Source organism: Aestuariivivens sediminicola (assembly GCF_022662015.1).
GTDB lineage: Bacteria > Bacteroidota > Bacteroidia > Flavobacteriales > Flavobacteriaceae > Aestuariivivens > Aestuariivivens sediminicola.
Genome location: NZ_JAKMCM010000003.1, coordinates 135,192 through 161,631, shown reverse-complemented (window position 1 = coordinate 161,631; position 26,440 = coordinate 135,192). Strand labels below are relative to the sequence as shown.

The following is a 26,440-nucleotide window of genomic DNA, read 5'->3' as shown; positions in this document are numbered from 1 at the left end:
AAAAGTAGAACTTTTGAAGAAAACCTTACATATTATTTATCAACAGTTTTAATTAAAAGGAAGCGTGGGTTTTCATGCCTAACAAGAAATTGTTTTTTTTCGTAACTTGTAAAAGACTAAATTAAACCAATAATTCTTTAGACTATGAAAAAATATGTATTCGCCTTCTGTATTCTTTTAATTTTTTCTTGTAAGAAGGATACCAATAACACCACAAACGACGCATCAGATCTCAATTCAAATGAAAGTAATCTCTCATTACAAGGTGCCTGGGAATTAGTAAGTTATTTTAATTACAGAGACGATGGCAGTATTGACACCATTATGTCATCAAATTCTCTGAAACAAATTAAAATGTACTCACCAACGAAAGTGATGTGGTCCAGATTGCGAGCTTCAGATTCTTTAGATTGGTTCGGATATGGTGATTATACTGCAAATGACAGTGTATTGACCGAGGTTTTGGACTATGGTTCGAAGGCTATGAACAATGTTATTAAAGAAAATAAAGAGTTTGTTTTTCAGCTTGTGCTAAAGGAAGACAGTTTTTCGCAAATTCAGTTAGATGAACAGGGCAATCCTATGTTTGCTGAAAATTATAAGCGGATTGAATAGCCGGTTTTTACTCCTTTAAATTCGTCTTTCCTTAATACCACATGTCCTTGCTAAGTTTGTAATCAGTAAGGGTTTGATCTGTTTAGAACATTTCTAGGACTGGAATGAAAGACAGGTAATCATTCATGTTAATAACTAACATCAAACGATAAAACGGGGATAGATTTTAGGATTATCCAAAGACTCAGGTTTCTTGCAAACCTTTGCATGATACACCTGTAATTTCCATGTCTTTACCACTATCTTTGTCATTACCTTAAAAATCAATCTTTTATTACATGAAACTCAAATCCTTTTTATTCTGCGCATTCGTACTCTTCATAATAAATGTTTCTTGTAAGTCCAAAATCGATTCGAATACAAAAGCAGAACTCCAGATCGCTGTTATTGCCGATGTCCATTTACAGGATGTTTTTGGAAAATTATCAGATTACAATTATCCGGGAATAAAGAATGAAAAAAACGGAAAGTTTGCACTCATAAGAACTATGGGATCCCAGTTGCGGTCCACCCGTATTTTTAATGAAAACTATTTTGCTTTTTTGGCCTCTCTGGACGATATTGTGAATAGAAACATAAAACACGTCCTACTTCCGGGCGATTTCTCTGATGATGGTCAACCTCTGCATTTAAGAGGTCTCAAAGACATTTTGGATCGCTATTCAGAATTGCACGGCATCTCGTTTTACTTGATAACGGGAAACCATGATGTGGTATACCCCTTCACTCATGATGATGGCAAGGTGGATTTTCTTGGTATCGGGGGTAAAGCACAACCCATACTGTCGAGTTCAAACCTTTATACGTCATCATCCGATGACACCTATCCACCTATAATCACTGAGGATCTTAAAAATTTAGGCTATTTGGAGGTTTGTGAGCTGTTCGGTAATTATGGGTTTTTTCCTCAGGAAAATGACCTCTATTGGGAATCTCCATTTTCCAGTTACAATTATGAGAATTACGATTTTGAAGTTGCCAAACAAATGGCCTCTCTGGAAAACAGAAGTCGCTTAACACCGGGAAATGACATTCCTCTTCCTGATATCAGTTATCTTGTTGAACCTATCTCGGGTTTGTGGCTGTTAGCGCTGGACGCCAACACCTACCTCAAAAAAGATTTAAATCAAGAGACTCCTGAATATCGAAATACAGGTAAAGGGCTTGACAATCTACTGGACAGAAAAAAGTATCTCCTAAACTGGGTTCAAAAAGTAGTCGAAGAGGCAGAGCTTAGAGGCAAGACTCTTATTGCTTTTAGCCATTACCCTATGATTGATTTTAACAATGACGCCTCAACACATATTGACAACCTTTTAATTGGCGGCAAAATGCAGCTCAGCAGGGTTCCCCATGACGATGTGGCCCAATTGTTCGCTCAGGCCGGTTTGAAAATCCATTTTGGCGGCCATATGCATCTCAATGATACCGGAATAAAAACAACCCAACAGGGTAAGACGCTTATTAACATTCAAACACCTTCCCTGGCAGCCTATAAACCGGCATATAAATTACTTACCTTGAAAGAAAATAACCTGGCAGAGATAGAAACCATAGTTATCGATTCTGTTCCTGGATTTGACGAATTTTTTGAACTCTACAGAGCGGAACATGATTATTTAGAGCGTATTCAGGCAGAACGTATCTGGAATGATACCATACTGTCCTCCAAAAGTTACCATGAATTCATGAGTTGGCATTTAAAGGAACTTGTACGATTGCGTTTTTTAAAATCGGAATGGCCATCGCAATTTGCTGAATTACTGATGTCACTTTCGGGAAAAGACCTATTAATGCTTTCGCAGCGGGAAGGTGACTTAAAGATGGACGTAACCCTAAAAAAGAAGTTATCTGAAAGTATTGAGGTTTCAGGCATTCAGGATCAAATTGAAGCTATGTTGAAACCCGATGGCTTAACTTTGGATTTATTCGAGGATTGGTCGGGTGAAGATTTAATATTTGACATCTATAGGTTAAGAAGTGCAGACCAGCTTGCTTTTAAGGATATTGGAAGAGACAGATTAAAACAATACAAATTCCTTACCAAGGCCTTCTTAAATTCGCCTGCTACAACCGCAGGTAATAAGGATTCTATGAGGACAAGAATGACTGAACTTATGCGTTTACTCGACAAATTTATGCATGGAGCTCCTTCCATTCATTTTGAAATAAACTTGAATACAGGCGACATTCGGTCTTTATATGATTTAAACTAGGAAAACGACTCTAATAGAATATCAATGGGCACCTCAATTTTCGGGACGTTTGAAGTCTGTAACAATGATCTATTTACATCCTCACAGAAATTGAGATCTCTGTAAAATCAGAATCAAATTACCGAAAAGTCTGAATTACGATATAAAAAAGGATTTAATAAACGAACAAATTACAGGTTTCTTTGACGAATGATTGACATGTAATCAATGTCATAAGCTAAGAGGTAAGCCACATTTTTAATGCTTTAAGAAGAGAGCACACCAGGACATTCGAACAAAAAAACACAGGCAGGAACTTTCGTTACCTGCCTGTGTTATTTAATTAAACTAAAACTAAATTATAAACTAACTCAAAACTTAATATCCTCTATTTTGTTCTAGATAACCTGGGGTATTCGAAGCTCCATCGATAGCGGACTGCGGAATTGGAAACAATCTGTTGTTAGCATCAGCATCCGATTTTTCAGTCCATGGATCCTCATAGTGACCAAAACGAATTTGATTCGTTCGTCTAAGACCTTCCCAATAGAATTCGAAACCAAGTTCTCTATATAGTACATCCAGATTAACTGATGTAAGTGCTGCTGGTATAGGCGATCTTGCATTTCTCGATGTTCTTACAAAATTCACATCGGCTAAAGCCCCTGCAGCATCTCCATTACGTAATTTTGCTTCAGCACGCATCAAATATATTTCTGCGTAACGCATTAATACGATATCTATACTACTAAAGTTATTGGCGTTTGGTGATGTACGGCTAAAAGCGTATTTCGAAAAACGATAACCTGTGTGATGTGCTCTTCCTTCATTGGTAAAATCAATTTGCAGCGTCAAATTCACATAGGCCACATTTTTATCCGGGCCATTACCTTTTATCTGTTTCACAGGGTAAATTCTAAAACCTTCATCGCAAGTGTAAAATGCACCGTTCGGGTCTTTTCTTGGTCCCCATGGCACACCACGAATGATACCCCTGTCAAATTCATAATCCTCAGCAGATGTACAGTAATAGTGATCCGCATCATTTAAAGGTGATAAACCAGTTAAATCTTCAAGCTCTGGTGGTATTTGTTGGTTCTTCTTGTAAAACCTGGGATCGGCATCCGCAGGATCTGTAGAACCATAGGCATCCACCCATGTTTGATAGAAATCCGATGTCATACCAGGGCCATCTGTTCCATCAGAACTTGGAAACTCAGGTCTACCCCACAGCGAACCGGGTAATGACCAATAGGTCCATCGACTGTGTTCTCGTCGCAATACGCCGCGTTGATCTAAAGCAAAAATTAATTCCGGGTTTGTATTGTTACTATCATCGAACAAATCAAAATATTCGGGAGACATGCTAAACTGTCCCGAGTTAATAATATTATCGGTATATTGAATCACATTGTTCATATCGGCTGCTGTGAAGTTAGGCGTTCCATAAGGATCGCGGTAAACAGCCGCATTCAGATTCAATCTTGCCAATAGGCCCCATACGGTCGCCTGTGACATTCTTGCCGGTGCCCTGTTGGTATTAATTACATTGACCACAGATAACAACTCACTTTCAATATAATCTATAGCTTCCTGACCACGAAGCACTACCGAAGTTTCTGCAGAAGTTTCCTTTTGAAAAACAAGTCCCCAGCTGTCTAACATGAGCATATTTAAATAGGCTCTTAGTGCTTTCATTTCGTAAAGTGCGCCAGCTGCTTCATTATTTCCATTTTCCGCCAAAGGGGTTAACACCTCAATTGCAGACAAGGTTCGCGATATGTTTTTAGTAAGCTCATTCCATGCGCTACCCACTAGATCGTTGGTAGGTGTAATGGTGTGCGAGTGCGTTGCTAAAAATTTACCACCATCGTACCAGTCGGTTCCTCCACGGTAAGGTAAAATGGCTTCATCACTGGCAATTTCCTGAAGACCAAAATAGTTGGTATGCCTCCACACCCAGGATACCTGACCATAGGCCGGTGCTATGGCTCCGGTAATGGCTTCTGCTTGACCGGTTCCTTCCAGATTTTCGTCAAGCACTTCTTCATTTAAATCAGTACAGTTCCAGTTTAAGAGTAAACTGGCTGCAAGAATTGTGTATATTATTCTGTTTTTCATTTCCTAAATTTTTTTTAATTAAAATGCTACGTTTAGACCAAATAGTACCGTTCTATTCCTAGGGTAACTGTAATAATCAATACCATAGGTTTGAATATCATTTGTTGCGATACCCGTATTAAGTTCAGGATCAAATCCACTATAATCTGAAATGGTGAATAAATTTTGTCCCGTTATGGTTAGACGAATATTGTTAACCATATCTCCTATACCTAATAAATTGGGATCCAAACTATACCCTAAAGTGGCGTTATTTAATCTTAAATAGCCTCCGTCCTCCAAATAACGATCTGAAACCGTGTTCGAGTTGGATGGAGATTCATTCGGGAACTCAATTGCCCGGCTCGTTGTATTAAATGAGTTTGCCAAATTTCCTCTGTTGAAAAGTGACATCGCCACGTGGTTGTAAATCTTGTTGCCGCTTACACCATTAAAATTTAATCCTAAATCAAATTTCTTATACTTTAAGTTGACATAGAAGGCATAGATGAAATCCGGTAAGGCATTCCCTGCAACATAACGGTCGTCATCCAAAATTTCGCCATCCCCATTTCTATCACTGAACTGGTTTAATCCATCTGAGCCTATTCCATCAAATTCCAACATATAAAATGCACCAATAGCTTCACCGTTAAGTACGCCATTAATAGTTGCACCGGTCTGACCTGCACCCTGCGCTGCTCCTGTGGTAAGTATTTGGTAAGGCGAATTCACAACTTCATTCTTAATTACAGAAAAGTTACCTCCTATGTTATAGGAGAAATCGCCACTTTGGTCACTCTGATAATCCAGTGCCATCTCCAACCCATTATTTTTAATTTCCATATCAGGAATATTGGTCCAGTACCTGTCAGTCGGCTGGATCGGGTCTGTTGGTGTTACTTCCAATAAAATATTCTCGGAAACCTTACTAAAGTAATCTAAAGTACCCGATAATTTGCTATTGAATAAACTAAAATCTAAACCAATGTTCAACTGAGTAGATACTTCCCATTGTATATCAGGATTTGCCAAACGCGTATAAATTGTTCCATAGGGATAGGCGCTTATATCGTTTGCTCCTGATAATAGCGGGTAAGTGTCATTATTGGTAATACTTTCCGTGTAACTGGCCTTGGTTATTTTTGCCGGTATTTCCTGACTACCCGTTTGTCCCCAACTTGCTCTTAGCTTAAGGTTGTTAATGGACTCTGATGAGGCCATAAACTCTTCATTCGTAATATTCCAGCCCAGGGCAAAGGATGGGAAATAACCGTACCTGTTGTTACCACCAAATTTGGACGATCCATCCGCTCTAATGGTGGCTGTCAATAAATATTTGCTATCGTAAGCATAATTCAAACGTCCAAAGAACGATTGTAACTCATTTCTGGTGGCATAAGCCGACTGTAATGTTGGTTCAGTCGCTGTTTCAATTTGATATCTCGGTTCAACACCATTATCAGGGAATCCCGATAATTGAAATAATTTTTGGCTTACTTCCGTCTCCTGATAGGAATGTCCACCTAAAACGGTAACGTTATGCAGATCTTTAGTAAAGTTATACGTTAGTGTATTCTCTACCAAAGTGTTTTGATTAATCGTCGAAGAGGAATTCAAAGACCCAAGTGTTATAAAGGTCTCTGTAGCATATGGTCTTACCTGTACATCCCTACTCGTTGAAGAATAATCAACACCGACATTTATTCTATAGGTCAATCCCTCAATAATTTCAAAGGAAGGTGCAATATTCGCTAAAATCCTGTAGTTATCTGCAAAATCACCATAGAGTCGTTCTGAGACCAATGGGTTGACTACATCATTACTCAAATCACTAGTAAGCTCCCCATTGGTATAAACAGGATCGGTCGGGTTCATACTTAGCATATCATTTATGATGCCGTTCGTATCCGGCCTGGTATTGTCTATTTTACTTCCCGTAAAATTGAATTCGACCTTTAATTTGTCTTTAAGCGCTCGCTGTGTTAAATTCAAACGACCTGAATAACGCTTTAAGTTACTGTTTCTAAAAATCCCTTCCTGATCATCGACACCAAGAGATGCTGCATATGACGAGTTTTCTGTACCTCCACTCATAGAGAAATTTATATTCTTGGAAACGGCTGTTCTCGTTAATTCATCTTGCCAATTGGTAGATGCGCCGCCATCATTTAAAACACCATTAATGGCATTAACCTGTGTTCTAAATTCACCTGCACCAAAGACATCAACTTCCTTCGATAAGTTCGAAAACGCCGTAGATACTGATAAATTCATTTGAGTTCTACCTCGTACTCCCTTTTTGGTTGTAATTACAACAACCCCATTTGCTGCTCTCGCACCATAGATAGCAGCAGCAGATGCATCTTTAAGTATATCTATGCTTTCAATGTCCTGAGGGTTAATGAAGTTTAATGGATTGGTGGCCACACCAATACCCGTATTGTCCAGAGCAAAACCATCCACAACATAAAGTGGTGTGGTTCCTGAACGTAAACTACCTACACCTCGTATGATCACATCCTGAGCAGCTCCCGGCTCACCACTGGCAGCCGTAATATTAACACCGGCTACCTTACCTTGTAAAAGTTGTCCGGCATTCGCTACGACCCCTCTATTGAAGCCTTCGCTTTTAATAGAAGCAATCGCTCCTGTTACGTCTTTTCTTTTCTGAGTTCCATACCCCACAACAACTACCTCGTCGAGGGCACTAGCGTCTGTTTGTAATGTAATGTTTAGTTTTGTTTCAGTGCCAACTGTTACCTGCTGTGTAACCATCCCGACGAAAGATATCTCCAGGACATCTCCCTCTGAGGCCTGAATAGCAAAATTTCCATCGAAATCACTAACAACACCTCTGGAAGTTCCAACCAGTAATACATTAGCTCCCGGTAAGGGTACTCCTGTTTCATCCGTTACCGTACCGGTAATCTCGATCTGCGCCCACGAAAGTGTGGAAACTGCAACCAATAGGATTACCATTAAAGTTGTAATTTTTTTCATATTTGATTATTAATAATTAGTTATGTGATAACGAAATAACAATAAAATTGTCATATTCTGAATTATTTCAGCTCAAAACACTATGCAAAGGTTTGCATAAATTTACCCAATTCTCAGTACGTATTAATCTTAAAACCACCCTGTGTTATGCACTATTTTTAAGTCTGAATAGCGACGCATACTACCCCATTTAAATGTAATCTATTTTCTTCAATTTTCATAATATAATAAGGAGTAAATTAGAGAACGATATTCTTAAAAAAACATGTTGGTCTCAAAAACTGAGTTTCATCATCATAGTTTATCCAAAAAATGCAAACCTTTGCAAAATATCTTCACTTTTAACTTTTCTATCCATGCTTTTTTATCGTTATTTTGTTTTAAACCTAAAACTCATGTTGAAATCGTATCGCCTCCTGGCCTATCTGCTTTGTGCAACCATTCATTTGGCTGCAGCACAGGAGAACCGTCTGATCAAAATTCATTCCCACAATGATTACCACCAAACTGTTCCATTTTGGAATGCCTATTCTAACGGGATGAATTCCATTGAAATTGACATCTATCTAAAGCGAGACACCCTCTATGTAACCCACGGTGCATCTGAAATTATACCTGACCGGACCATCGAAAATCTTTATTTTGAACCCCTCTCAGGCGCTTTAGAACTTAAACTTGGAGAACAACATCCCATACAATTTTTAATCGATATAAAGTCGGAGGCCTATGCTACACTTAAGCAATTAATGGCCGTTTTAGAGAGCTACCCCGCCCTTGTTAACAATTCCAATGTCTCCTTTGTCATTTCCGGGAATCAGCCTAAGTTGAATGACCTGTTAAATTATCCTGATTTTATAAAGTTCGACTATCAAAGTCTTAAGCCCATAAACAACAACAAGATTTGGGACAAGATCGCATTGATCAGTTTAAACTTTAAAAGGTTTTCCGGGTGGAATGGAAAAGGCCGCTTAACGGCAGAAGATTCGGTAAAGGCGAAGACTGCGATCGACAAAGCGCACGCTTATAACAAACCATTCCGATTCTGGGCTACTCCCGACTCTAAAACAGCCTGGAAAGCACTGAGTGACCTGGGGGTAGATTTTATAAATACAGATAACCCTTATGGTGCCTCGGTCTACTTAAATACATTAGACCATCGGGTTTATTATAATGAAACATTCTCTGAGGTATATACCCCAACTTACGAAAGCGATAAGGCTGAAGCCCCTGTAAAACAGGTTATATTGCTTATTGGAGATGGCAATGGGTTAACTCAAATTTCATCTTCGGTCCTTGCTAATGGCGGTCAGCTTACATTAACCCAGCTCAAGAGCATTGGCTTTTTAAAAACCCAATCGGCCGACGATTTTACCACCGATTCTGCCGCTGCCGGGACAGCATTGGCAACAGGTTCCAAAACCTATAATCGGTCCATTGGAGTGGATAGTAATGGCCTTCCTATAGCAAATATTACAGAGGTTCTGTCTGAAAAGGGATTTCTCTCGGGATGTATTACCACAGATAAGATAACAGGTGCCACGCCGGCATCCTTTTATGGGCATCAAAAAGATCGTGATCATACGAACGCAATTGTGAAAGATCTGATGAAGAGTAAACTGTCCTTATTTATTGGAGGTGGGGCAAATACCTTCAAGAATAATTGGGACATGTCGGGATTCAACATCATAAAACATCTGGATGACCTGCCAGATCATACTGGTGACAAGATCGGCTTCTTTATGTCTGAAGATGATGTTCCAAGCGTTCTTGAAGGACGTGGTAATCTACTGGCGGATGCCACGAGAAATGGATTGACCTATTTACATTCAAAAAATAAGCCTTTCTTTTTAATGGTGGAAGCTGCTAAGATAGACAGTTACGGACATGAAAATAAGGTGTCAGGTATTGTCACCGAAGGTATTGATTTTGATAAAGCCATTACTGAAGCTATCAAATTTGCCGACCAGACGGGAGACACACTTGTAATTGTTACGGCGGATCATGAAACTTCGGGATATAGTATTCCGCAGGGAAACCTTAAAACCAATATGATTGAAGGCTCATTTACAACTGATGATCACACGGGAACCATGGTTCCTATATTTGCTTATGGTCCCCAATCGCAGGAATTTACAGGAGTTTATGAAAACAGCGACGTATTTCACAAAATACTTAAGGTCTTGAATTTGCAGCCTTAGGGTTATGTGTATCCTTGATGACCATTGCATCTGAGTTCCTGAATTATATCGATTGCAATAACTGGGGTTTTTCGTTGTACAATTTTAGAATCAATTCCCCAAACAAGGTATTGGCCCAGGCAAACCAATCTCGTGAATATTTGGAGGCATCATCCTTATGAAAGGTTTCATGCATAAAGCCGGACCCGTTATGGGTATTCATTAACTGGCGGATGCACCATACGATTTCTTTATCATCGGTTGATGTCATGGCCCTTAAAATAATCCCCATAGGCCATATGGTATCCATCCCCGCATGGGGACCGCCCTGACCTTCCCCTGCTTTTCCTTTGAAATAATAGGGATTGTCATGGCTTAAAAGATAGCGTCTGGTATTATTATAAACCGCTTTGTCGTAATACGCTTCATCTATTAAATATTTCATTGCGATTAAGGAAGGGATATTAGGATCATCAATAAAGACCTTGTTACCGAATCCATCGACCTCGTAAGCATATATATTACCATAATCCAGATGTTCTGTAATGGCATAGGTATTAACAGCTTCCAAAACCTCCTCTGAAAATGAAGCGCATGTATCGGAAAATGCAGTATCTCTGAAAACCACTTTATAAATTTCACTCAGCTGTGCCAGAGCCTCAACTGCAAACAAATTTGACGGAATCAAAAACGGGAACAAGGTGCCATCGTCCGATGGACGGAATGAGGAGGCTATAAGGCCTACAGGTTTCACAGGTCGTCCCTTACCGTAAAATGAAGCCGTAACCGTACTGTTACTGGATACACGCTCAAAATAGTAAGGTGTACTTCCATTTTTACGCTGTTCTGTTCTCAGGGTCTCTACCGCCAGCCGCATAGCCTTATCCCATTGACTATCAAATACTGATTGATCTCCGGTTTCTTTGTAATATCCATGAGCCAATCTAATGGCATAACACAGCGAATCTATTTCCCATTTACGCTCATGAACCCCGGGTTTTTGTCTTGGCTTATCATCTTTCCATTCGGAAATCCGTGTCAGATCTTTAAAAAAAGCATTGGCATAAGGATCCAATAAAATGCATTGGGTTTGCCGATTAATTAGACCCCTGAACAAATCTTTTAATTTCTTATCTGAATTTACCAAAGGTAAGTAAGGCCAAATCTGGGCCGTAGAATCACGCAACCACATGGCATCTATGTCTCCGGTAATAATGAAGGCATCGGGTTTACCATCTTTAATTTCGAAATCTACGGTGGTATCCAATGTATTCGGAAAACAGTTTTCGAATAACCAGGACAATTCAGGATTTCTAATACCTTGTTTTACTTTTATTATGATCTCCTCCACTGCCTTACTGTTAAAGGTGCGATTTTCAGGCAGCGGGCGGTTCGATTTAAAATCCTGCAATTTATAGGCATATCCCGTTATGGAACTTCCTAAAATGGTAAGTCCGGTGGATGCCAATATACTGTCCTGTACAAACTTTCTTCTTGATATCATTTTCTTATCTTTTTATATGACCAATACAATATTAATTCTTCTGCACCATTTCAGAGACTTTATCCATCTCCCGACAACAGACGCCCTATGCTCCGATTTACTTCATTGTCTGTTCTAGCGGTTCCGCCGATGGTGGCATGTGTTCCGGAGCTGCTCCCCAAGCTTTATTCGCCCTATCGCCCATTTCCAGTTCCAGAACGCCGCCCGCTTCAATGACCTCATGTGAGAACCAGGGTTTATTCCATACTTCGCCATTCAGTGTTGCCGATTGTATGTATATATTTTCCGGGCTGTAATTCTTTGTATTAATCTCAAATGATTTACCGTTGGACAATTCGAGTGTTACGGTGTCAAAAGTAGGGCTTCCGATATTGTAAACGGGCATTCCGGGGGTTACAGGATAAAATCCCATTTGGGAAAATACAACAAATGCAGACATACCTCCGCCGTCTTCATCACCAGGTACTCCCATTAAATCATTTCTAAACCATGTTTTCAGTAATCTACGAATGCGTTTCTGTGTTTTCCATGGTTGCCCCGCGTAATTGTACAAATATGGAATGTGCAAGGAAGGCTCGTTGGCCATTGAAAATTGACCTACATTACCAGTATGATCTGGTAGCTTTGCATAAAAGCTGTATTTCGACATCCCCAATGGTTCTGAAAATGTTTGATTGAGATTATGGATGAAGTTCTCCCTGCCACCCATAAGTTCTATCAGATCTGCAACGTTGTGCGGAACGTCCCATCGGTACACCCAACCATTATTTTCACCATAAAATTTCCTGGCCCCCATACCACCATCAAATACATAGTCAAAGGGTTCTATAAATTTTCCATACTTGTCTTTAGGATGAAAAAAGTCGGTTGTCGCATTGAAGACATTTCTGTAATTATAGGCGTTTTTTAAAAAATAATGATATGCACTGTCTAATTTCAACTCCTTCGCCAACTGCGACAGGCACCATTCGTCGTAAGCTGTTCCCAAGGTAACGGCTATAGGTTGCCTGCTTTCAAAGGGATGCACCTCAGGAATGGTTTCAGCCTCACCTTCATTGAGGGCCGGAATATAGCCATGCTCCTTGTAAAAATCGTCTAATTCCCCAGCCGGCATGCCGGACCATGGGGCCAGGGTTTTTTCCATTATGGCATTTTTTGCAGCCAGATAGCCTTTATTTAAGTCGAAATTCCTTAACCCCTTTCGATAGCCATCAAGCAAAGAGGCGACCCCATGATTCGAATTCATACGTCTACTGTCTCCCGTAATTTCTGGAAAAGTCGGTAACCAAAAACGGTCCATTTGCTCAGACATTAGAATAAATGAATTCAATATATCCTCTTCTTTGTCAGGATCAAGCAGCACTCTCAGGGGATGATGCGCCCGATAAGAATCCCATATCCAGTCATCCGTATAAAAAGCTCTTCCGTTATCATCATGAACCCGGCCATCAAAGGCACTATAATACTGCCCGTCTTCAGAAATATTAACGGGCCGCTCATAACAGCGATACAGCGAGGTATAAAATACCGTTTTGTCATCCTCTGATCCGCCTTTTACTCTAATTTTTCCAAGCGCTTGATTCCATATAGACTTGCCTGTGTTCTTTACTTCCATGAGGGTTTTACCATCAACCTCCCGAAGCATGTTTTTTCTAGCCTGATCTGTATTTATGAAGGAAACCCCATAGTCGATGTCCACTGTATGGTCAATGACTTCATCGTGAAATGTTAAAACAAGAGCCGCATGATGGCCCTCAGCGGAGGTGTCATCGATCTTAATCCCTTCTTTGATGACAGAAACATGTTCGGGTGTGACCAATGGCTTAATGTAGACATATACCTCAGTATCGTTCTCAATGAGCTGATATCCAGAAACGGCAGTGCCATCCCATGATAAAGCGCCATTTTCAGAATGCAAAACTACATGAGCATCTTCTGATTCTTCGAAGGTCAATCTGTACTTTGCAGATTGATGGGAAACCGCATAGTTTACCAGAATATTGGCATCATCCAAATAGACCTGATAGGAATATGGTGTTATTTTTTCCCTATCATAACTATAATTGTTAACGGGGTTCAAAGAGTCCGTTAATGTCTTAAGCGGACTCATATTGAAGGCCGAGCTACCGCGATGACTTGTTGTTATTAAAGGCAAACCATATAATAAGTCCTGTGTATAATCGGCACGTTCGGGATATACTCTCAACATACTGTTTGGTAGATGGATGGTGGGGAAGGTGGGCACCAATAAATGACTGATATTGCCCATATAGGGGTTAACATAGTCTACCAGTTCTGGTTTTATAACAGCCTCCTTATTATGGACACAGGAACAGGTCACTAGAATAAAATAAATAAGGATCCAGCGCTTCAAAAAACTAAGAAATACAATCATAATTGTGTTTGGTTTTGCCCTATTATGGAAATTCAATTGTTAAAAAGGTTTAACGCCATGCGTTTAATTTTTTTTATCCTTGGATGAAATAATGTGAAAACACATTTTCTTTTCAGGACGCCACTTAAATCTTAATATAGATTCGCCTTCTATCCAACCACCAGCCAACACTCCAGCACAATAAGGTAAAAGCAACAGCCGTAGCAAAAGATCCGAAACTTCCGGGGAATATGGTTTGGAAAATGTTTTCGCTAACCCACTCAAACGCATCCAGACCGGAACGTGTTGGTATCCTGCGTAAGGTAATGAACAAAATTTCCGAAAATAGATAGATAAAAAGTGGGTTCTTTCCAACAATATTAAAGAAATCAACACTAAACCTTCGCTTTTTAAGTTCTATGGCATAGATTAAGACGGCTATAATCAGGAGATCAATTCCGACGGTATACAATACGAACGAACTGGTCCATAACTTTTTACCGATGGGAAAAATTAGATCCCACCATAGGGCTACGGCAGCCAGTAAAAATCCTGCCATACATAGTTTTGCTATGCCTTCAAAAGATTTTCCGGCCTTTTGTATGTATTGCCCAGCCAAAATACCCGATAAAACATTAACCACAGCAGGCAATGTACTCAATATACCTTCCGGGTCAAAAGGTATTTTATCGCCCTTATAAATATGGCCTTCACCTAAAATCAAAAAATCCAATTTTGTACCTGCATTAGTTGCCATATCCAGTTCTCCGCCAGGCACACCAAATACATATAAGATAGCCCAGTAAACCAATAAGATAAGGGCACCGGCAATTAAGATGCCTTGTTTCTTTAAGTAATAATAAATGACCGCACTTATAAAGTAACATAGCGCAATACGCTGTAAAACACCCATTATTCGCGTTTCTGAAAAGGGTATTAACTCTAAAGTCCCATCAGTACCTGTCCGGAAAAAAGGATACCAATACATTAAAAAACCCAATACGAAAATTATAAAAGTGCGCTTTACCACCTTTGTCCAAAACACTTCAGGCCCAGCATTCTTCAATTTAATCATGGAAAAACTCATGGCAGTTCCCATAACAAAAAGAAAGGTTGGAAAAACCAGATCTGCCAATGTAAATCCAAACCAATCTGCATGTACCAGATAAGGATACAATTCCGCTCCGGTACCTGGTGAATTGACTACAATCATTAAACAAATGGTCATTCCCCGAAATACATCAAGGGATAAAAACCGATTACGCTTCTGATTCATAATTTTATAATTTTAGTTGGTATCGTCATTGGTAAAAGTTCTATCTTTTAGAACGACTTGAAGAAAAAACAAGCAACGAGCAAAACTCAAATCCAGAGGTCTAATCATCATATCAATTGGTTTTACTTCATATAAAAATTGCGTTCCAGTAACTGTCATGAAGTTGTCATTCTTTTACAATGTATTATCCGATTTAGAGGGCGGTAGTTCATCTGTGCCCCATAAGCTTGAAGGTTCACTGCCCATTTTCAACTCAAGGATACCACCATTTACGATATCTTGATGTTCAATAAAAGCTCTGTTGAATGGCTTCCCGTTCAATGTTGCTGAAACAATGTGTTTATTATTCTCAGTTAAGCGCTTGGCTCGAATGACAAAATCCTTTCCATTTTCCTGATGTATAACGGTCTGCTTAAAATAAGGTGTATTAATAAGGTAATACGACTGCCCTGCATTGGGATAGAGTCCCATCATATGAAAAGCCAACCATGAGGACATGGCTCCTGAATCGTCGTTACCGGGGATACCATCCCTCTTACTGCTGTAATTGGCATCAATAATATGATGAATACGTTCGTTACTCAGATCGGGTCGACCTAACCAGTGGTACAGATTTGGGCTTAAAAAGGATGGTTCATTGGCGACATTATAAAATCCCTTATCGAATAATGTATTCAGCCTTTTTAGAAAGGCTTCCTTTCCCCCGGATTTTTTTATCAGCATTGCGACATCATGCGGTACCGATAAGGAATACTCCCATGAGCTTGCCTCATAAAAAACACCACACCACCAACACACGCAAATGGGCCAGTCCTGGGCCAGAGGGGTATATTGTATGTAGTTAATCTTTCCATTTTCTGGATTACACTGAATACTATCTACCCATGTGCCGTTGGCATCTTTGGGCATGATAAAACCGCGGGAACCATTATCTTCAATATCTCTCCAAAGATTTTGCCAATTATCGGACTGCTTTATAAAACGCCAGTACTCTCCTTTTCGCTCTAATCCCTTTGCCACTGTGGCCAGACAGAAATCATTATAAGCGTACTCTAAAGTCCGGTTTCCCGAACGCACATAGTCTGTCGATACATATCCCAAACGATTGTAATCTACGAGTCCGCCCCTTCCCTCCTTTTCCTCATTACCTCCCGGTGGAAACATGGCATCCTTCAACATGGCCTTCAGTCCTAAACCATAGTCTATACCTTTTAAACCTTTTACATAGGCATCCGCAATGACGACCTCGGCATTGGAACCGCCCTGTGTGCGTCCATTGCAATTACCACTCCGCGCATCGGGAAGATAGCCGTCCCGCTTATAGATCTGCAGCATCGCATTTACGATATCGACTTCGCGTGAAGGGTCAATTAGGGTAATTAATGGGCTCGAAGAACGGTACGTATCCCAAATGGCATAAAAGTCATCGTAATAAGGCGAATCGTTTTCCCAGAGCGGATTTTCTCCGGTGCGATCAACAGGCATCAGCATGGTGTGATAGAGTCCCGTAAAGAACATGGTCTTTTTCTCTGATGTGGCATCTTCATCAATTTCTATACGTTCTAAGATGCGCTCCCATTTCTGTTCTGTCTCATTCAGCTCTTTTTCAAAATCCCAATGTGGAATCTCCTGATCAATATTATATTTTGCCTTTAAACTGCTCAGGTAGGATATTCCGATCTTCATCTTAACCTTTCGTTCTATTAATTCATCGAAAAAGAGCACGACACCTGTTTTACCACCATCATCAATTTGTGCTTTTTCACCCCCATAGAACTGTTGGTCCTTCCATGTGGAGAAATTCGTAAATGGCTGATCGAAAACTGCGAAAAAGTAAACCGTGTAGGCACTTCCATTGTTCCACCCTCCTCGAATTCTGGTATAACCCCGCACCTCAGTATCCGAGACCACTTCAATTTGGGATCCCACAAATTGCTGGGCCTCACGACCATCCGGTATATCCGATTCTCCGAGGTATCTGCCCAAATCAATTTTAACAGCATTTTTAAGCTCTGAATTATAGGTAAAACGATAAAACGCCGCCCTATCTGAAGTAGTTATTTCGGTATGTATGTTATGCTTCGTGAGAACCGTGCTGTAATACCCCAAAGCCACATTTTCCTGCTCCCTCAAGGACTCCTGTTTTATGGAGCTGAACTCACCCGAAAAGGGCATCACCGAAACATTCCCATACTTGGGTCCTCCACCGGTACCGCTCACATGTACCTGACTAAAGCCATAAATCGCTTTATTCAAATCGGGTGAATAACCACTGTTGGCATTTACATCAATGTCTGGTCCCGGTTTCATCATTCCATAGGGACAAGAAGGGCCGATGAACACATTCCCCGGGCCTTCCGAACCAATCAAAGGATCAACGAACCTGTAATTTTGAGAATGGAGAACAGCCAGTTCAAATACTGTAAGCAAACAGATAAGAATGATCTTTTTAGTACATTTCATTTTTTGACGCATTAAATATGTTTTTACAGTTGTTTATAGATTGTTTTTACAAGCTCTTCATTTAATGATATGCTTGAATCATCAACATCCTTTAAGACAATCTGATCTTTCTTGTCTATCGGCAGTTCAATTTTGTCCATCTGTAAATCAATCACATCATCAAAAACAAACGCCGGTCTATAATCCGAATCCTGTAATGTTAAGCTTATATTTTTAAAGGTAATGCCTTTGGCGTGTCGCACATAAAACCCCCAGGCAGGAAGTTCTCCAAACATTGAAAATTCGGGATAATTCTCTATTCTTTCGGGAACCTGCTCTAAACGACTTAGAGGAACATAGGCCATACCCTTGGTAGCCCTTCCCGGATATGAGATCTGAATGTTTTCGAGATGAACATCTTCAATACGATATTCCGGAATACCAGCAATCGAGGCGGGAAACGGATTATGAAAAAAATCTACTTCAGGCCCTCTCAAATCATAGTTTATATCGGGGCGTCCAAAGGGAACCTCAACATTTATATTCTTCAAATTAATGTGCTTTACACTCCCGGGGCGTTCTCCTGAACGATGCCCTAAACGAATGAAAATGGCATTGCCCGTATTCTTGGCCACTACATTATTTACCTTTATGTTCTCAATGACCCCCCCATCAACAGATTCAATGGCTATTGCAGATCTGAAGGTATCAAAAACTTCAATATCCTCAATGGTCACGTTCTTAAATCCTCCAAGAGATGCTGTTCCAAACTTAATAGCACTGGCACTTGACCTTACGGTACAATTTGAAATATAAATCTGATCGTTAAAATGATCGGCGGAATGGGACTTTAAACAAATTCCATCATCAGCGGCATCAACATTACAATTTGTTATCCTGACATTATGACAATCTACAATATCAAAACCGTCATTATTCCAATAGGCTCTGTTGTATACTTTAACTGAATCATAAACCACCTTGTTACACTGCTCTATGGTCTGAAGCCATCCTGCGGAATTTTTTAAAGTAACCCCATTAATAGTAATATTTTTACATTGCTTTAAATTTAATAATTCGGGCCTAAACGATTCATGAGGACGCATTCGTCTCAGATTGTAATTAGGATCTATTCTTTCCCCGATATGATGAAGACTATCAATTGCCAAAGCCAGTGCTCGGCCTTGACCATCAATGGACCCCTTGCCCAGGATTGCAATATTTTCTGCATGACCTCCAAATAAAAATGCCAAATTACCAATGCCTTTTCGATATTGATAAGGATCTGCTGTTCCCATTAAAACAGCCTCTTCCCGAAGATATATGGTTATGTTGCTTTTAATTTCAAGGCTTCCCGATAAAAATGTGCCTTTAGGGAAAATTAATGTTCCACCTCCTGCTTGTTCCAGAGAATCGATAATCCCCTGAATGTGTTCTGTATTTAATGTCTTTCCGTCTCCTGAAACCCCATAATCCGTTACATCAACCCCTTCAACAGGTATTGCTTTCTCGGTTTCAATGCTCCTACTACTTTGTTCTTTTCCTGATTCACAGTTCGTACAAAGTATAACCAAGGATAAAAACAAAATTTTGTCAATTGTTATCATAATCTTCCTTTATTTTTCTGGCTAATTGCTCATTGAAAATGGTCTGCTTTTATATTTTGATCCCCAGGTTTTATTTGGTGCTGGTCCCATTTCGAAATCTATTACTCCACCTTTCAGAAAATCGAAATGACTTAAAAATGTCTTATCGTAAGGACTCCCATCAATCCTAACCTGCTGTATATAATTATGTCCCGAAGAGGCTCCTTCAGCATTAATGACGAGCGTTTTCCCATTTTCGAGATCAATGCTTATCCTGTCAAAATGGGGTCCCGAGATCACATATTCGGGAACCGAGGGCGCAACGGGATAAAATCCCATCGCTGCAAACACATACCATGCTGACATTTGTCCGGCGTCATCGTTGCCACTAAGACCACCAGTATCATTACTGTATTCGGTTTGCATGATTTGTTTTACCACTTCTTGAGTTTTCCATGGTTCACCAGAATAGTTGTACAAAAATGGAATTTGATGCCCAGGTTCGTTACCATGCCAGTATTGGCCTTTGGCATGAAAGCGATCTAAATTATCATTAAATGCCTTTTGGCCTCCCATCAAATCCATTAATCCCTGTACATCGTGAGGTACAAACCAGGTGTATTGATACGGTGTCCCTTCCGTAATGTAAGGTTGTCTGATATATTTATCAAAATCGTCAATAAAGGTCCCGTCGGCATAGCGTCCTCTCACAGTTGAATCCTTTTGACTGTATACCTTTCTGTAATTTAAAGCACGTTCCCTTAGCAGTTTAAAATGCTTTTTGTCCCCCATTTTTTGCGCAATTTGACTCAAAGCAAAATCGTCGAAAGCATATTCCAGGGTTCGGGACACCTGCTCATTGGTATGAAAGGATTCTTTTACTTCCTCTTCCAATGGAATATAACCGTACTTTAAATAGGGCTCAAGAGCTCTCCTTCCTTTGCCATTCTTATAATCCGTATAAGAAAACGGAGATTCAAAGGCGTTTTTGAGCAGGTATTTATACTGTTCGCTACTCAAATCAATAATGCCCTTAACATAGGCATCCGCTACAGTTGCAATGACATGATCTCCTATCATAGCCGATGTATAACTATTCCAACACGGGAATATGGGTAGCCATCCTCCCTGCTCTGCTTTGGAGAACAAGCTGCGCACCATATCAGCACTTATGGAAGGCGTTAATAAATTAAAAAGAGGGTGAGAAGCCCTGAAGGTATCCCACATAGAAAAATCGACAAAATAGTCTGTATCATGCAATGTTTTTGTTGTAGCGGTTCCCGCAAATCCGGGATAAGCACCATCAACATCATTAAACGTACGTGGTTGCAAATAACTATGGTACAGAGCAGTGTAAAACACCACCTTGGCATCCTCGCTTTGGCCTTCAACCTTAATTTTTGAGAGTAACTGTTCCCATTCCTGCTTCAATTGTAACTTGACATCGTTCATGGTCTTCATTCCAACCTCTGCGTCGAGATTTTTACGGGCATTTTCAATGCTCGTGAACGAGATCCCTATGAAAGCATGTATGGTTTCATCGGGCACTGTATTAAATGAGATATAGGCACCGAGGTTTTCCTGATCTGATATTTCTGCTTTTCCATTGTAAATATGATCATTCTGATAGGTTCCAAATGCCTTTATTGCCTTGTCGAACCTCACAACAAAATACCCACTAAATCCTGCCTGCTCCCCCCAACCCTGATAAATTCTGTGAACCGGGTTATATCCTATAATTTCATTATTAGTGGTGTCTACTCTAACAAAACCTTCACCTTCATCACTGTTGGGATGCACCACCATATGACCTTCGCCAGCTGTATTAAATCTGAACTTTATTAAACCAGCCCGTTTTGTAGCGGTCATTTCCACATCAATGTCATAGTCACTTAAAGTGACCTCATAGCTATAGGGCCTTGCAACTTCAGAGGCATGGGAGAATTTCGATCCACGTTCATCCGGCAAACACTTTAAGGGGCCTGAAATTGGCATAATCGTCATACTGCCATAATCCTGAACACAGGAACCACTTAACCAATGACTTCCGCGGAATCCGGTAATTATTGAATCCGTATAATAATAAGGCGCCTGGCATTTGGTTTCGGTCGATTGGGTTTGTGGTGTCCAATTGGTCATCCCAAAGGGTGCGGTAACAAAAGGAACCACCTGGGCGTTATTTTCTTTATGCAGACCATGTTTCAGAGCGCTTATGGTTGTCGACGGTGCCGTCCCTATTAAGGGGTTGACATAATCTACGATTTGCTTGGCCTGAGCCATGGAAACCGTTATTCCAGCAATACAACAGAAACTCAAAATGTAATACCTTATTTTTTGCTTCATATACTTTACATTTTTGCGCTTTATAGGGTATGACCTGAATTAAAAAGAATGGTAAGGGAATGAACGCTCCCTGTTACTCCGAAAATGCATTCTTATTTGGTTTTCTGCCCATATAAAATTCCAATGTATTACCTTCCATAATCTGTGAATAACTAATGAAAGGTGTTTTTAAAACGGTGTTGTCCAATTTCACAGATTGGACGTACATATTCCTTTCAGAAAGTCCATGAGCTATAATTTTAAATGTTTTCGGTTTTCCGTTGTGGACTAAATTCATGGTAATCTCAGGAAATTGAGGTGCCCCAAGAGCAAATACATCTGTTGCCGGGGTTACCGGATAAAAGCCCAAGACCCCAAATACATACCAGGCGGACATTTGTCCGCAATCATCATTTCCATTTATTCCGATGGGATGATTTCTGAAATTTTCCGAAGAGGTATGTTTTCGAATAAGTTCCTGAGTTTTCCAGGGCTGCCCACAATAATCAAACAGATAGGCATAATGATGGCCAGGTTCATTATCATGTCGATAATGTCTCCCTTCAAAATTCTCATTTAGTTTTTCAGCAAATTTCTCTTTACCGCCATAAAGTGCAATCATGCCTTCTATATCGTGCATGGCTCCAAATAAATAAGTCCATCGCCCTCCTTCTGTAAAGCCTTCCTGTTCATTCTCATGCCAGGTTCCGTCAAATTTTTTCGCATTTAAAAAGCCTGTTTGAGGATTGAACAAATTTTTGTAGTTCTTACTGTTATGCATCAAACGATCATAATCATCCATCTTTCCCAAATCTTTGGCCACCTGTGCTATGGCAAAATCATCAATACCAAATTCAACCGTACGCGTTACAGATTCTCTGGTCTTATCGGCAGCAACATAACCCAAAGCATGATAATAGGTCAGGCCTCCCCTGGCCTCATACTGTGTACCTTCATCCCTATCGCCCCAATGTTTCTCGGTATCACAAGGAGGTGGTAACATGGCATTCTTTCTCATGGCTTCATAGGCCAGATCAATGTCGTAGTCTCTAAAGCCTTTTACATAAGCATCACCGATAACGGCATCGGCATGGGTGCCGGTCATGATATTGGAATAGGTTGGGTTAGGCCATTTCGGCATCCACCCGCCTTCCTCGTACATTTGCAGCAATGATTGAATCATGGGACTCACTCTTTCCGGATGCGTAAAATGCAACAGCGGATGCAAGGCCCTAAAGGTATCCCATAAGGAGTAATCATTGTATGAAGTTCCTTCATGGATCTTATCGTCAAAAGGACTATAATATTTTCCATACTCGGAAAATTCCCGAGGAAATAGCATGGTATGAAAAAGGGCGGTGTAGAAGATTGTCTTTTCATCATCTGATACACCTTCTACCTCGATTCTATTCAAATTTTCTTCCCATATATCCCTGGTTGTCTCCTTAAGTTTTTCAAAATCCCAACCTGAAATTTCCTTCGACAAATTAATCCTTGCTTGTTCAATACTAATAAAAGAGGTCGCTATCCTCACCTTTACCTTTTCACCTTCAACAGTTTTAAAACTTACATAAGCCCCCATTCGGGCACCATATTGCTCCGTACCTTCAACTTTTACCTGAGGTTCATTTCTGAAGGAATTCCAGGTACCGAAAGAATCGAAACTTTTATCGATCTGAATAATAAAATAGCCTTTGAAATTATTTAGTTTAGGACCCAAATGCGATGACATCCTTTCCGGGTTATAACCTGTAATCTCGCCATTTTCATAGTCTATGTTTACATATCCTTGAAAGTCCTTTTTATTTTCTGAATTGTTAATTCCCTGGATGATGATATGAGATGCCTCAGACTGTGGAAATGTGAACTGAAACATGCCGCAACGCGATGAGGCGGTAATTTCACCTTTGATGCTTTCACTCTTTTTTTCTCCCATGTCTACAGCATAATAATAAGGTCTCACGATTTCATTCTCGTGGGAAAATGACATGGCGCGTTCTTCGGGCAGCAATTTGAGTTCTCCTGTCTGGGGCATTACGGACACATATCCATAATCGCCCATCCAGACCGTGGGCTGGTGTGTTGCCATGAAACCATGTATGGTGTTATCTTCATAGGCATAGGGCATTCTGCTAATTTTATTTTGACGCGTCTGCGCCAGAAAATTGGTCATTGCGAACGGGGTACCCACACAAGGCATCGTGCCACCACCATCTCTTCCCTCCATAAACCCTTGGGTGGATGTCCCGATTAACGGATTTACGAAATCAACGGTCCCGGTATCCTGACCCCAAGAGGTATTTAAATTACCTGAAACAAGGTATACCAGGATTATAATTTTATACAGTTTCATCTCTTTGTTTTTTACAATTTATTGAAAAGGTCTCCCGTTCTCTCTGTGAGGCGTTTGTCGTTCAATTAGGCAACGGATGAAAATTTTGTCCTATTTATTTGGCAACTTACAATTATTCAATGAATATTTTTATTTAGATTTAGCTTATATTTATGCAAAGGTTTGCATTTGGTTTTAACATTAATGGGAACAAAAAAACAGTGTTTTAATGTTACTTCGGTACATTTTTTCAATTTGAAAATATCATTAATACCAGCTTAAACCATCGAATCTAAAAGCATATGTGTTATAATAAATATAAATATATGAATCCACTTATAACGCCACCTGTAAAGGCCTTCCTTTTCGAACTAATAAACACTAATGCATTCATATGAGCGAGCCCAGAGCAACCTTAAAAGATATCGCCACAAAATTGAATATTTCAATTTCAACGGTTTCAAGAGCCTTAAATGATCATCCGGCCATTAATCAAAGAACCAAGAGGAAGGTCAAATCAACGGCAAAAAAACTGAATTACTATCCTAACTTATTAGCTTTAAACCTTTTACAGAAAAAATCACATATCATCGGGGTAGTGGTCCCAGAGATAACCAGTCATTTTTTCTCATCAGTAATTACAGGTATTCAGGACATATTGCGACCGTCTAACTACAATATTATTATCTGTCAATCCGAAGAATCGTATACGGAAGAAGTAGAAATCCTTGAAAATTTAATGCGCGTAGGTGTTGATGGTATTCTGGTATCACCATCCTCCTCTACGAAGAATTTCGATCATTTGAGACGCTTCAAAAAAACGGGTATCCCAATTGTCGTTTTCGACAGGGATTGTCCGGGATTAGAAGTAGATAAAGTTCTTGTAGATGATTACGACGGTGCATTTCAGGCGGTTGATTACCTGGTTAAATCCGGCTGTAAACGTATCGCCCATATTGGTGGTCCATTAAATCTATCAACAACAAAACACCGACTTAACGGTTATCTCGATGCACTGAAACAGCATGATATTCCAATTGACAAAAAATACATTAAACATGTTAAGGGATTCACACATGAAGATGGTATTAAACCTGCAAAAGCACTCCTCAAGTTAGAAAACCAACCGGACGCCATATTTGCGGTGAACGATTGCATCGCCATCTCGGCTATGCATGCAGCAAAAATGTTAAACCTGAAAATTCCTGAGGAAATATCTATTATAGGATTTGATGATGAACCACACTCGAGTTATTTTACCCCGGGATTATCAACGATTTGGCAACCCGTTTACAGTATGGGCATGCTCTCTGCACGAATCTTATTGAAGCGCATCGACAATAAAGATGAAAAGCAGAAACTCCGGGAGGAGATTTTTAAGCCTGAGCTTGTCATAAGAGCGTCTTCAAAAAAAATGTAATTCCAAAATACACCTTCAAAAAAATTACAAATTTCATGCAAAGGTTTGCATAAAACTTTACTCCTATATCCTTTTTATAATCAATTTTTAGTTGTTGTTTTGATATGACATTATATGCCTAATTGGGCTTGGAACATCCATTTTTATGATTGTCTCTCCTAAAATATTTTATGAAAACTGTTATGGTAAATATGCTATCCCGGCTATCAATATATTCACCTTGGAACAGGTTTTTGGATTGTTTAGTGCGGGACAAAAAGCCAATGCTCCATTTATTGTTCAGATGACTCCGGTTGCAAGAAATTATACCCACCCTGAAATGTTATTGGGCATGATTAAGGCGGCTTCTAGGGTATATCCAAAAGCGACCTTTGCCATTCACTTAGATCATGGCAATGAGGCGCATGCTCTTGATGCGATTGCTTCAAACCACTTTAATTCTGTAATGATTGATGCATCCCATGATCCCTTCAAAACGAATGTAAAAAGAACGCGATCGGTTGTCATCGAAGCACACAAAAAAAATGTTATGGTAGAGGCCGAACTGGGGGTTCTTAGCGGTGTTGAGGACGATCTCTCTGTTGAAGAGAAATCGGCAAGATATACGGAACCCTCTGAAGTAGAGGAATTTGTTAAAGAAACCCAGTGTGACAGTCTCGCAGTTGCCGTGGGTACCAGTCACGGGGCATATAAATTTTCAGGAGGACAAGGTATTCAGTTTCATATTTTAAAAGAGATTCAGAATCGTATTCCCAATTTTCCTATTGTACTTCATGGAGGGTCAGCTGTAAATGCGACTGAAATAAGACGCATAAATGAACATGGTGGACAACTAAAGACAAACGCCAAAGGCGTACCTCCCGGTGATATCATAGAAGCCATTAAATATGGGGTTTGTAAAATCAACATAGCTACCGATTTAAGGCTTATCTGGGCTCGAGTGCATAGAGAATTTTTCATTGATACACCGGATCAATTTGATCCTATTATACCCGGCAAAACATATATGGAGGAATGTGAACAGTTCATCATCGAAAAATTCGACCTCTTAGGAGCTACCGGTAAAGCTAGCGAACTCAAATTATAAAAAGCAG

General features: G+C 39.9%; 14 protein-coding genes. 5 read left to right on the top strand and 9 right to left on the bottom strand.

From position 1 onward, the window contains the following. Positions 1–144 precede the first annotated feature (144 nt). Both MR041_RS08200 and MR041_RS08195 read left to right on the top strand, forming a co-directional pair. On the top strand, positions 145–615 hold the full coding sequence (locus MR041_RS08200; protein ID WP_242093133.1) for a hypothetical protein: 471 nt from the start codon (positions 145–147) through the stop codon (positions 613–615). Positions 616–893: 278 nt separating this feature from the next. Next, complete coding sequence (locus tag MR041_RS08195) at positions 894–2,831, top strand: metallophosphoesterase family protein (RefSeq protein ID WP_242093132.1); 1,938 nt, start codon at positions 894–896, stop codon at positions 2,829–2,831. 357 nt (positions 2,832–3,188) lie between these two features. Here MR041_RS08195 and MR041_RS08190 read toward each other — a convergent pair whose 3' ends face one another. Both MR041_RS08190 and MR041_RS08185 read right to left on the bottom strand, forming a co-directional pair. Beyond that, positions 3,189–4,931 (bottom strand): RagB/SusD family nutrient uptake outer membrane protein, encoded by a 1,743-nt coding sequence (locus MR041_RS08190; protein WP_242093131.1) that lies wholly within the window; start codon positions 4,929–4,931, stop codon positions 3,189–3,191. Between the two features lie 18 nt (positions 4,932–4,949). Further along, a complete protein-coding gene (locus tag MR041_RS08185) occupies positions 4,950–7,913 on the bottom strand; it encodes a SusC/RagA family TonB-linked outer membrane protein (protein ID WP_242093130.1) in 2,964 nt (987 codons plus the stop codon). 395 nt (positions 7,914–8,308) lie between these two features. Here MR041_RS08185 and MR041_RS08180 point away from each other — a divergent pair, with 395 nt between their 5' ends. Continuing rightward, positions 8,309–10,111, top strand: a complete 1,803-nt coding sequence (locus MR041_RS08180) for an alkaline phosphatase (RefSeq protein ID WP_242093129.1) — start codon at positions 8,309–8,311, stop codon at positions 10,109–10,111. Between the two features lie 43 nt (positions 10,112–10,154). On the opposite strand, the gene MR041_RS08175 is transcribed toward MR041_RS08180, so the two are convergent. The 7 genes from MR041_RS08175 to MR041_RS08145 all read right to left on the bottom strand — a co-directional run bounded on the left by MR041_RS08175 (position 10,155) and on the right by MR041_RS08145 (position 23,947). Further along, entirely contained in the window at positions 10,155–11,594 is a 1,440-nt protein-coding gene (locus MR041_RS08175) for a glycoside hydrolase family 125 protein (RefSeq protein WP_242093128.1), read from the bottom strand. Positions 11,595–11,691: 97 nt separating this feature from the next. After that, entirely contained in the window at positions 11,692–13,989 is a 2,298-nt protein-coding gene (locus tag MR041_RS08170) for a GH92 family glycosyl hydrolase (protein WP_242093127.1), read from the bottom strand. 124 nt (positions 13,990–14,113) lie between these two features. Further along, a complete protein-coding gene (locus tag MR041_RS08165) occupies positions 14,114–15,244 on the bottom strand; it encodes an acyltransferase family protein (protein WP_242093126.1) in 1,131 nt (376 codons plus the stop codon). A gap of 174 nt (positions 15,245–15,418) precedes the next feature. Continuing rightward, positions 15,419–17,707, bottom strand: a complete 2,289-nt coding sequence (locus MR041_RS08160) for a GH92 family glycosyl hydrolase (protein ID WP_242093125.1) — start codon at positions 17,705–17,707, stop codon at positions 15,419–15,421. A 23-nt stretch (positions 17,708–17,730) separates the two neighbouring features. Then, positions 17,731–19,293, bottom strand: a complete 1,563-nt coding sequence (locus tag MR041_RS08155) for a glycoside hydrolase family 28 protein (protein WP_242093124.1) — start codon at positions 19,291–19,293, stop codon at positions 17,731–17,733. Between the two features lie 21 nt (positions 19,294–19,314). Further along, positions 19,315–21,615 (bottom strand): GH92 family glycosyl hydrolase, encoded by a 2,301-nt coding sequence (locus tag MR041_RS08150; protein ID WP_242093123.1) that lies wholly within the window; start codon positions 21,613–21,615, stop codon positions 19,315–19,317. 73 nt (positions 21,616–21,688) lie between these two features. Continuing rightward, positions 21,689–23,947, bottom strand: a complete 2,259-nt coding sequence (locus tag MR041_RS08145; RefSeq protein ID WP_242093122.1) for a GH92 family glycosyl hydrolase — start codon at positions 23,945–23,947, stop codon at positions 21,689–21,691. 373 nt (positions 23,948–24,320) lie between these two features. Between MR041_RS08145 and MR041_RS08140 the strand changes: the two genes are divergently transcribed. Together MR041_RS08140 and MR041_RS08135 are read left to right on the top strand one after the other, a co-directional pair. Next, positions 24,321–25,346: a LacI family DNA-binding transcriptional regulator gene (locus MR041_RS08140; protein ID WP_242093121.1), complete on the top strand. Its 1,026-nt coding sequence runs from the start codon at positions 24,321–24,323 to the stop codon at positions 25,344–25,346. Positions 25,347–25,491: 145 nt separating this feature from the next. Next, positions 25,492–26,433, top strand: coding sequence for a class II fructose-bisphosphate aldolase (locus MR041_RS08135; RefSeq protein WP_242093120.1), 942 nt, complete (start codon positions 25,492–25,494; stop codon positions 26,431–26,433). Positions 26,434–26,440: the final 7 nt, after the last annotated feature.

What these genes read in the sequence shown, in the direction of transcription:
- MR041_RS08155 (WP_242093124.1), bottom strand. Translation starts at nt 19,293, where the DNA reads ATGATAACAATTGACAAAATTTTGTTTTTATCCTTGGTTATACTTTGT.
- MR041_RS08145 (WP_242093122.1), bottom strand. Translation starts at nt 23,947, where the DNA reads ATGAAACTGTATAAAATTATAATCCTGGTATACCTTGTTTCAGGTAAT.
- MR041_RS08150 (WP_242093123.1), bottom strand. Translation starts at nt 21,615, where the DNA reads ATGAAGCAAAAAATAAGGTATTACATTTTGAGTTTCTGTTGTATTGCT.
- MR041_RS08195 (WP_242093132.1), top strand. Translation starts at nt 894, where the DNA reads ATGAAACTCAAATCCTTTTTATTCTGCGCATTCGTACTCTTCATAATA.
- MR041_RS08170 (WP_242093127.1), bottom strand. Translation starts at nt 13,989, where the DNA reads ATGATTGTATTTCTTAGTTTTTTGAAGCGCTGGATCCTTATTTATTTT.
- MR041_RS08200 (WP_242093133.1), top strand. Translation starts at nt 145, where the DNA reads ATGAAAAAATATGTATTCGCCTTCTGTATTCTTTTAATTTTTTCTTGT.
- MR041_RS08190 (WP_242093131.1), bottom strand. Translation starts at nt 4,931, where the DNA reads ATGAAAAACAGAATAATATACACAATTCTTGCAGCCAGTTTACTCTTA.
- MR041_RS08135 (WP_242093120.1), top strand. Translation starts at nt 25,492, where the DNA reads ATGATTGTCTCTCCTAAAATATTTTATGAAAACTGTTATGGTAAATAT.
- MR041_RS08180 (WP_242093129.1), top strand. Translation starts at nt 8,309, where the DNA reads ATGTTGAAATCGTATCGCCTCCTGGCCTATCTGCTTTGTGCAACCATT.
- MR041_RS08175 (WP_242093128.1), bottom strand. Translation starts at nt 11,594, where the DNA reads ATGATATCAAGAAGAAAGTTTGTACAGGACAGTATATTGGCATCCACC.
- MR041_RS08165 (WP_242093126.1), bottom strand. Translation starts at nt 15,244, where the DNA reads ATGAATCAGAAGCGTAATCGGTTTTTATCCCTTGATGTATTTCGGGGA.
- MR041_RS08140 (WP_242093121.1), top strand. Translation starts at nt 24,321, where the DNA reads ATGAGCGAGCCCAGAGCAACCTTAAAAGATATCGCCACAAAATTGAAT.
- MR041_RS08185 (WP_242093130.1), bottom strand. Translation starts at nt 7,913, where the DNA reads ATGAAAAAAATTACAACTTTAATGGTAATCCTATTGGTTGCAGTTTCC.
- MR041_RS08160 (WP_242093125.1), bottom strand. Translation starts at nt 17,707, where the DNA reads ATGAAATGTACTAAAAAGATCATTCTTATCTGTTTGCTTACAGTATTT.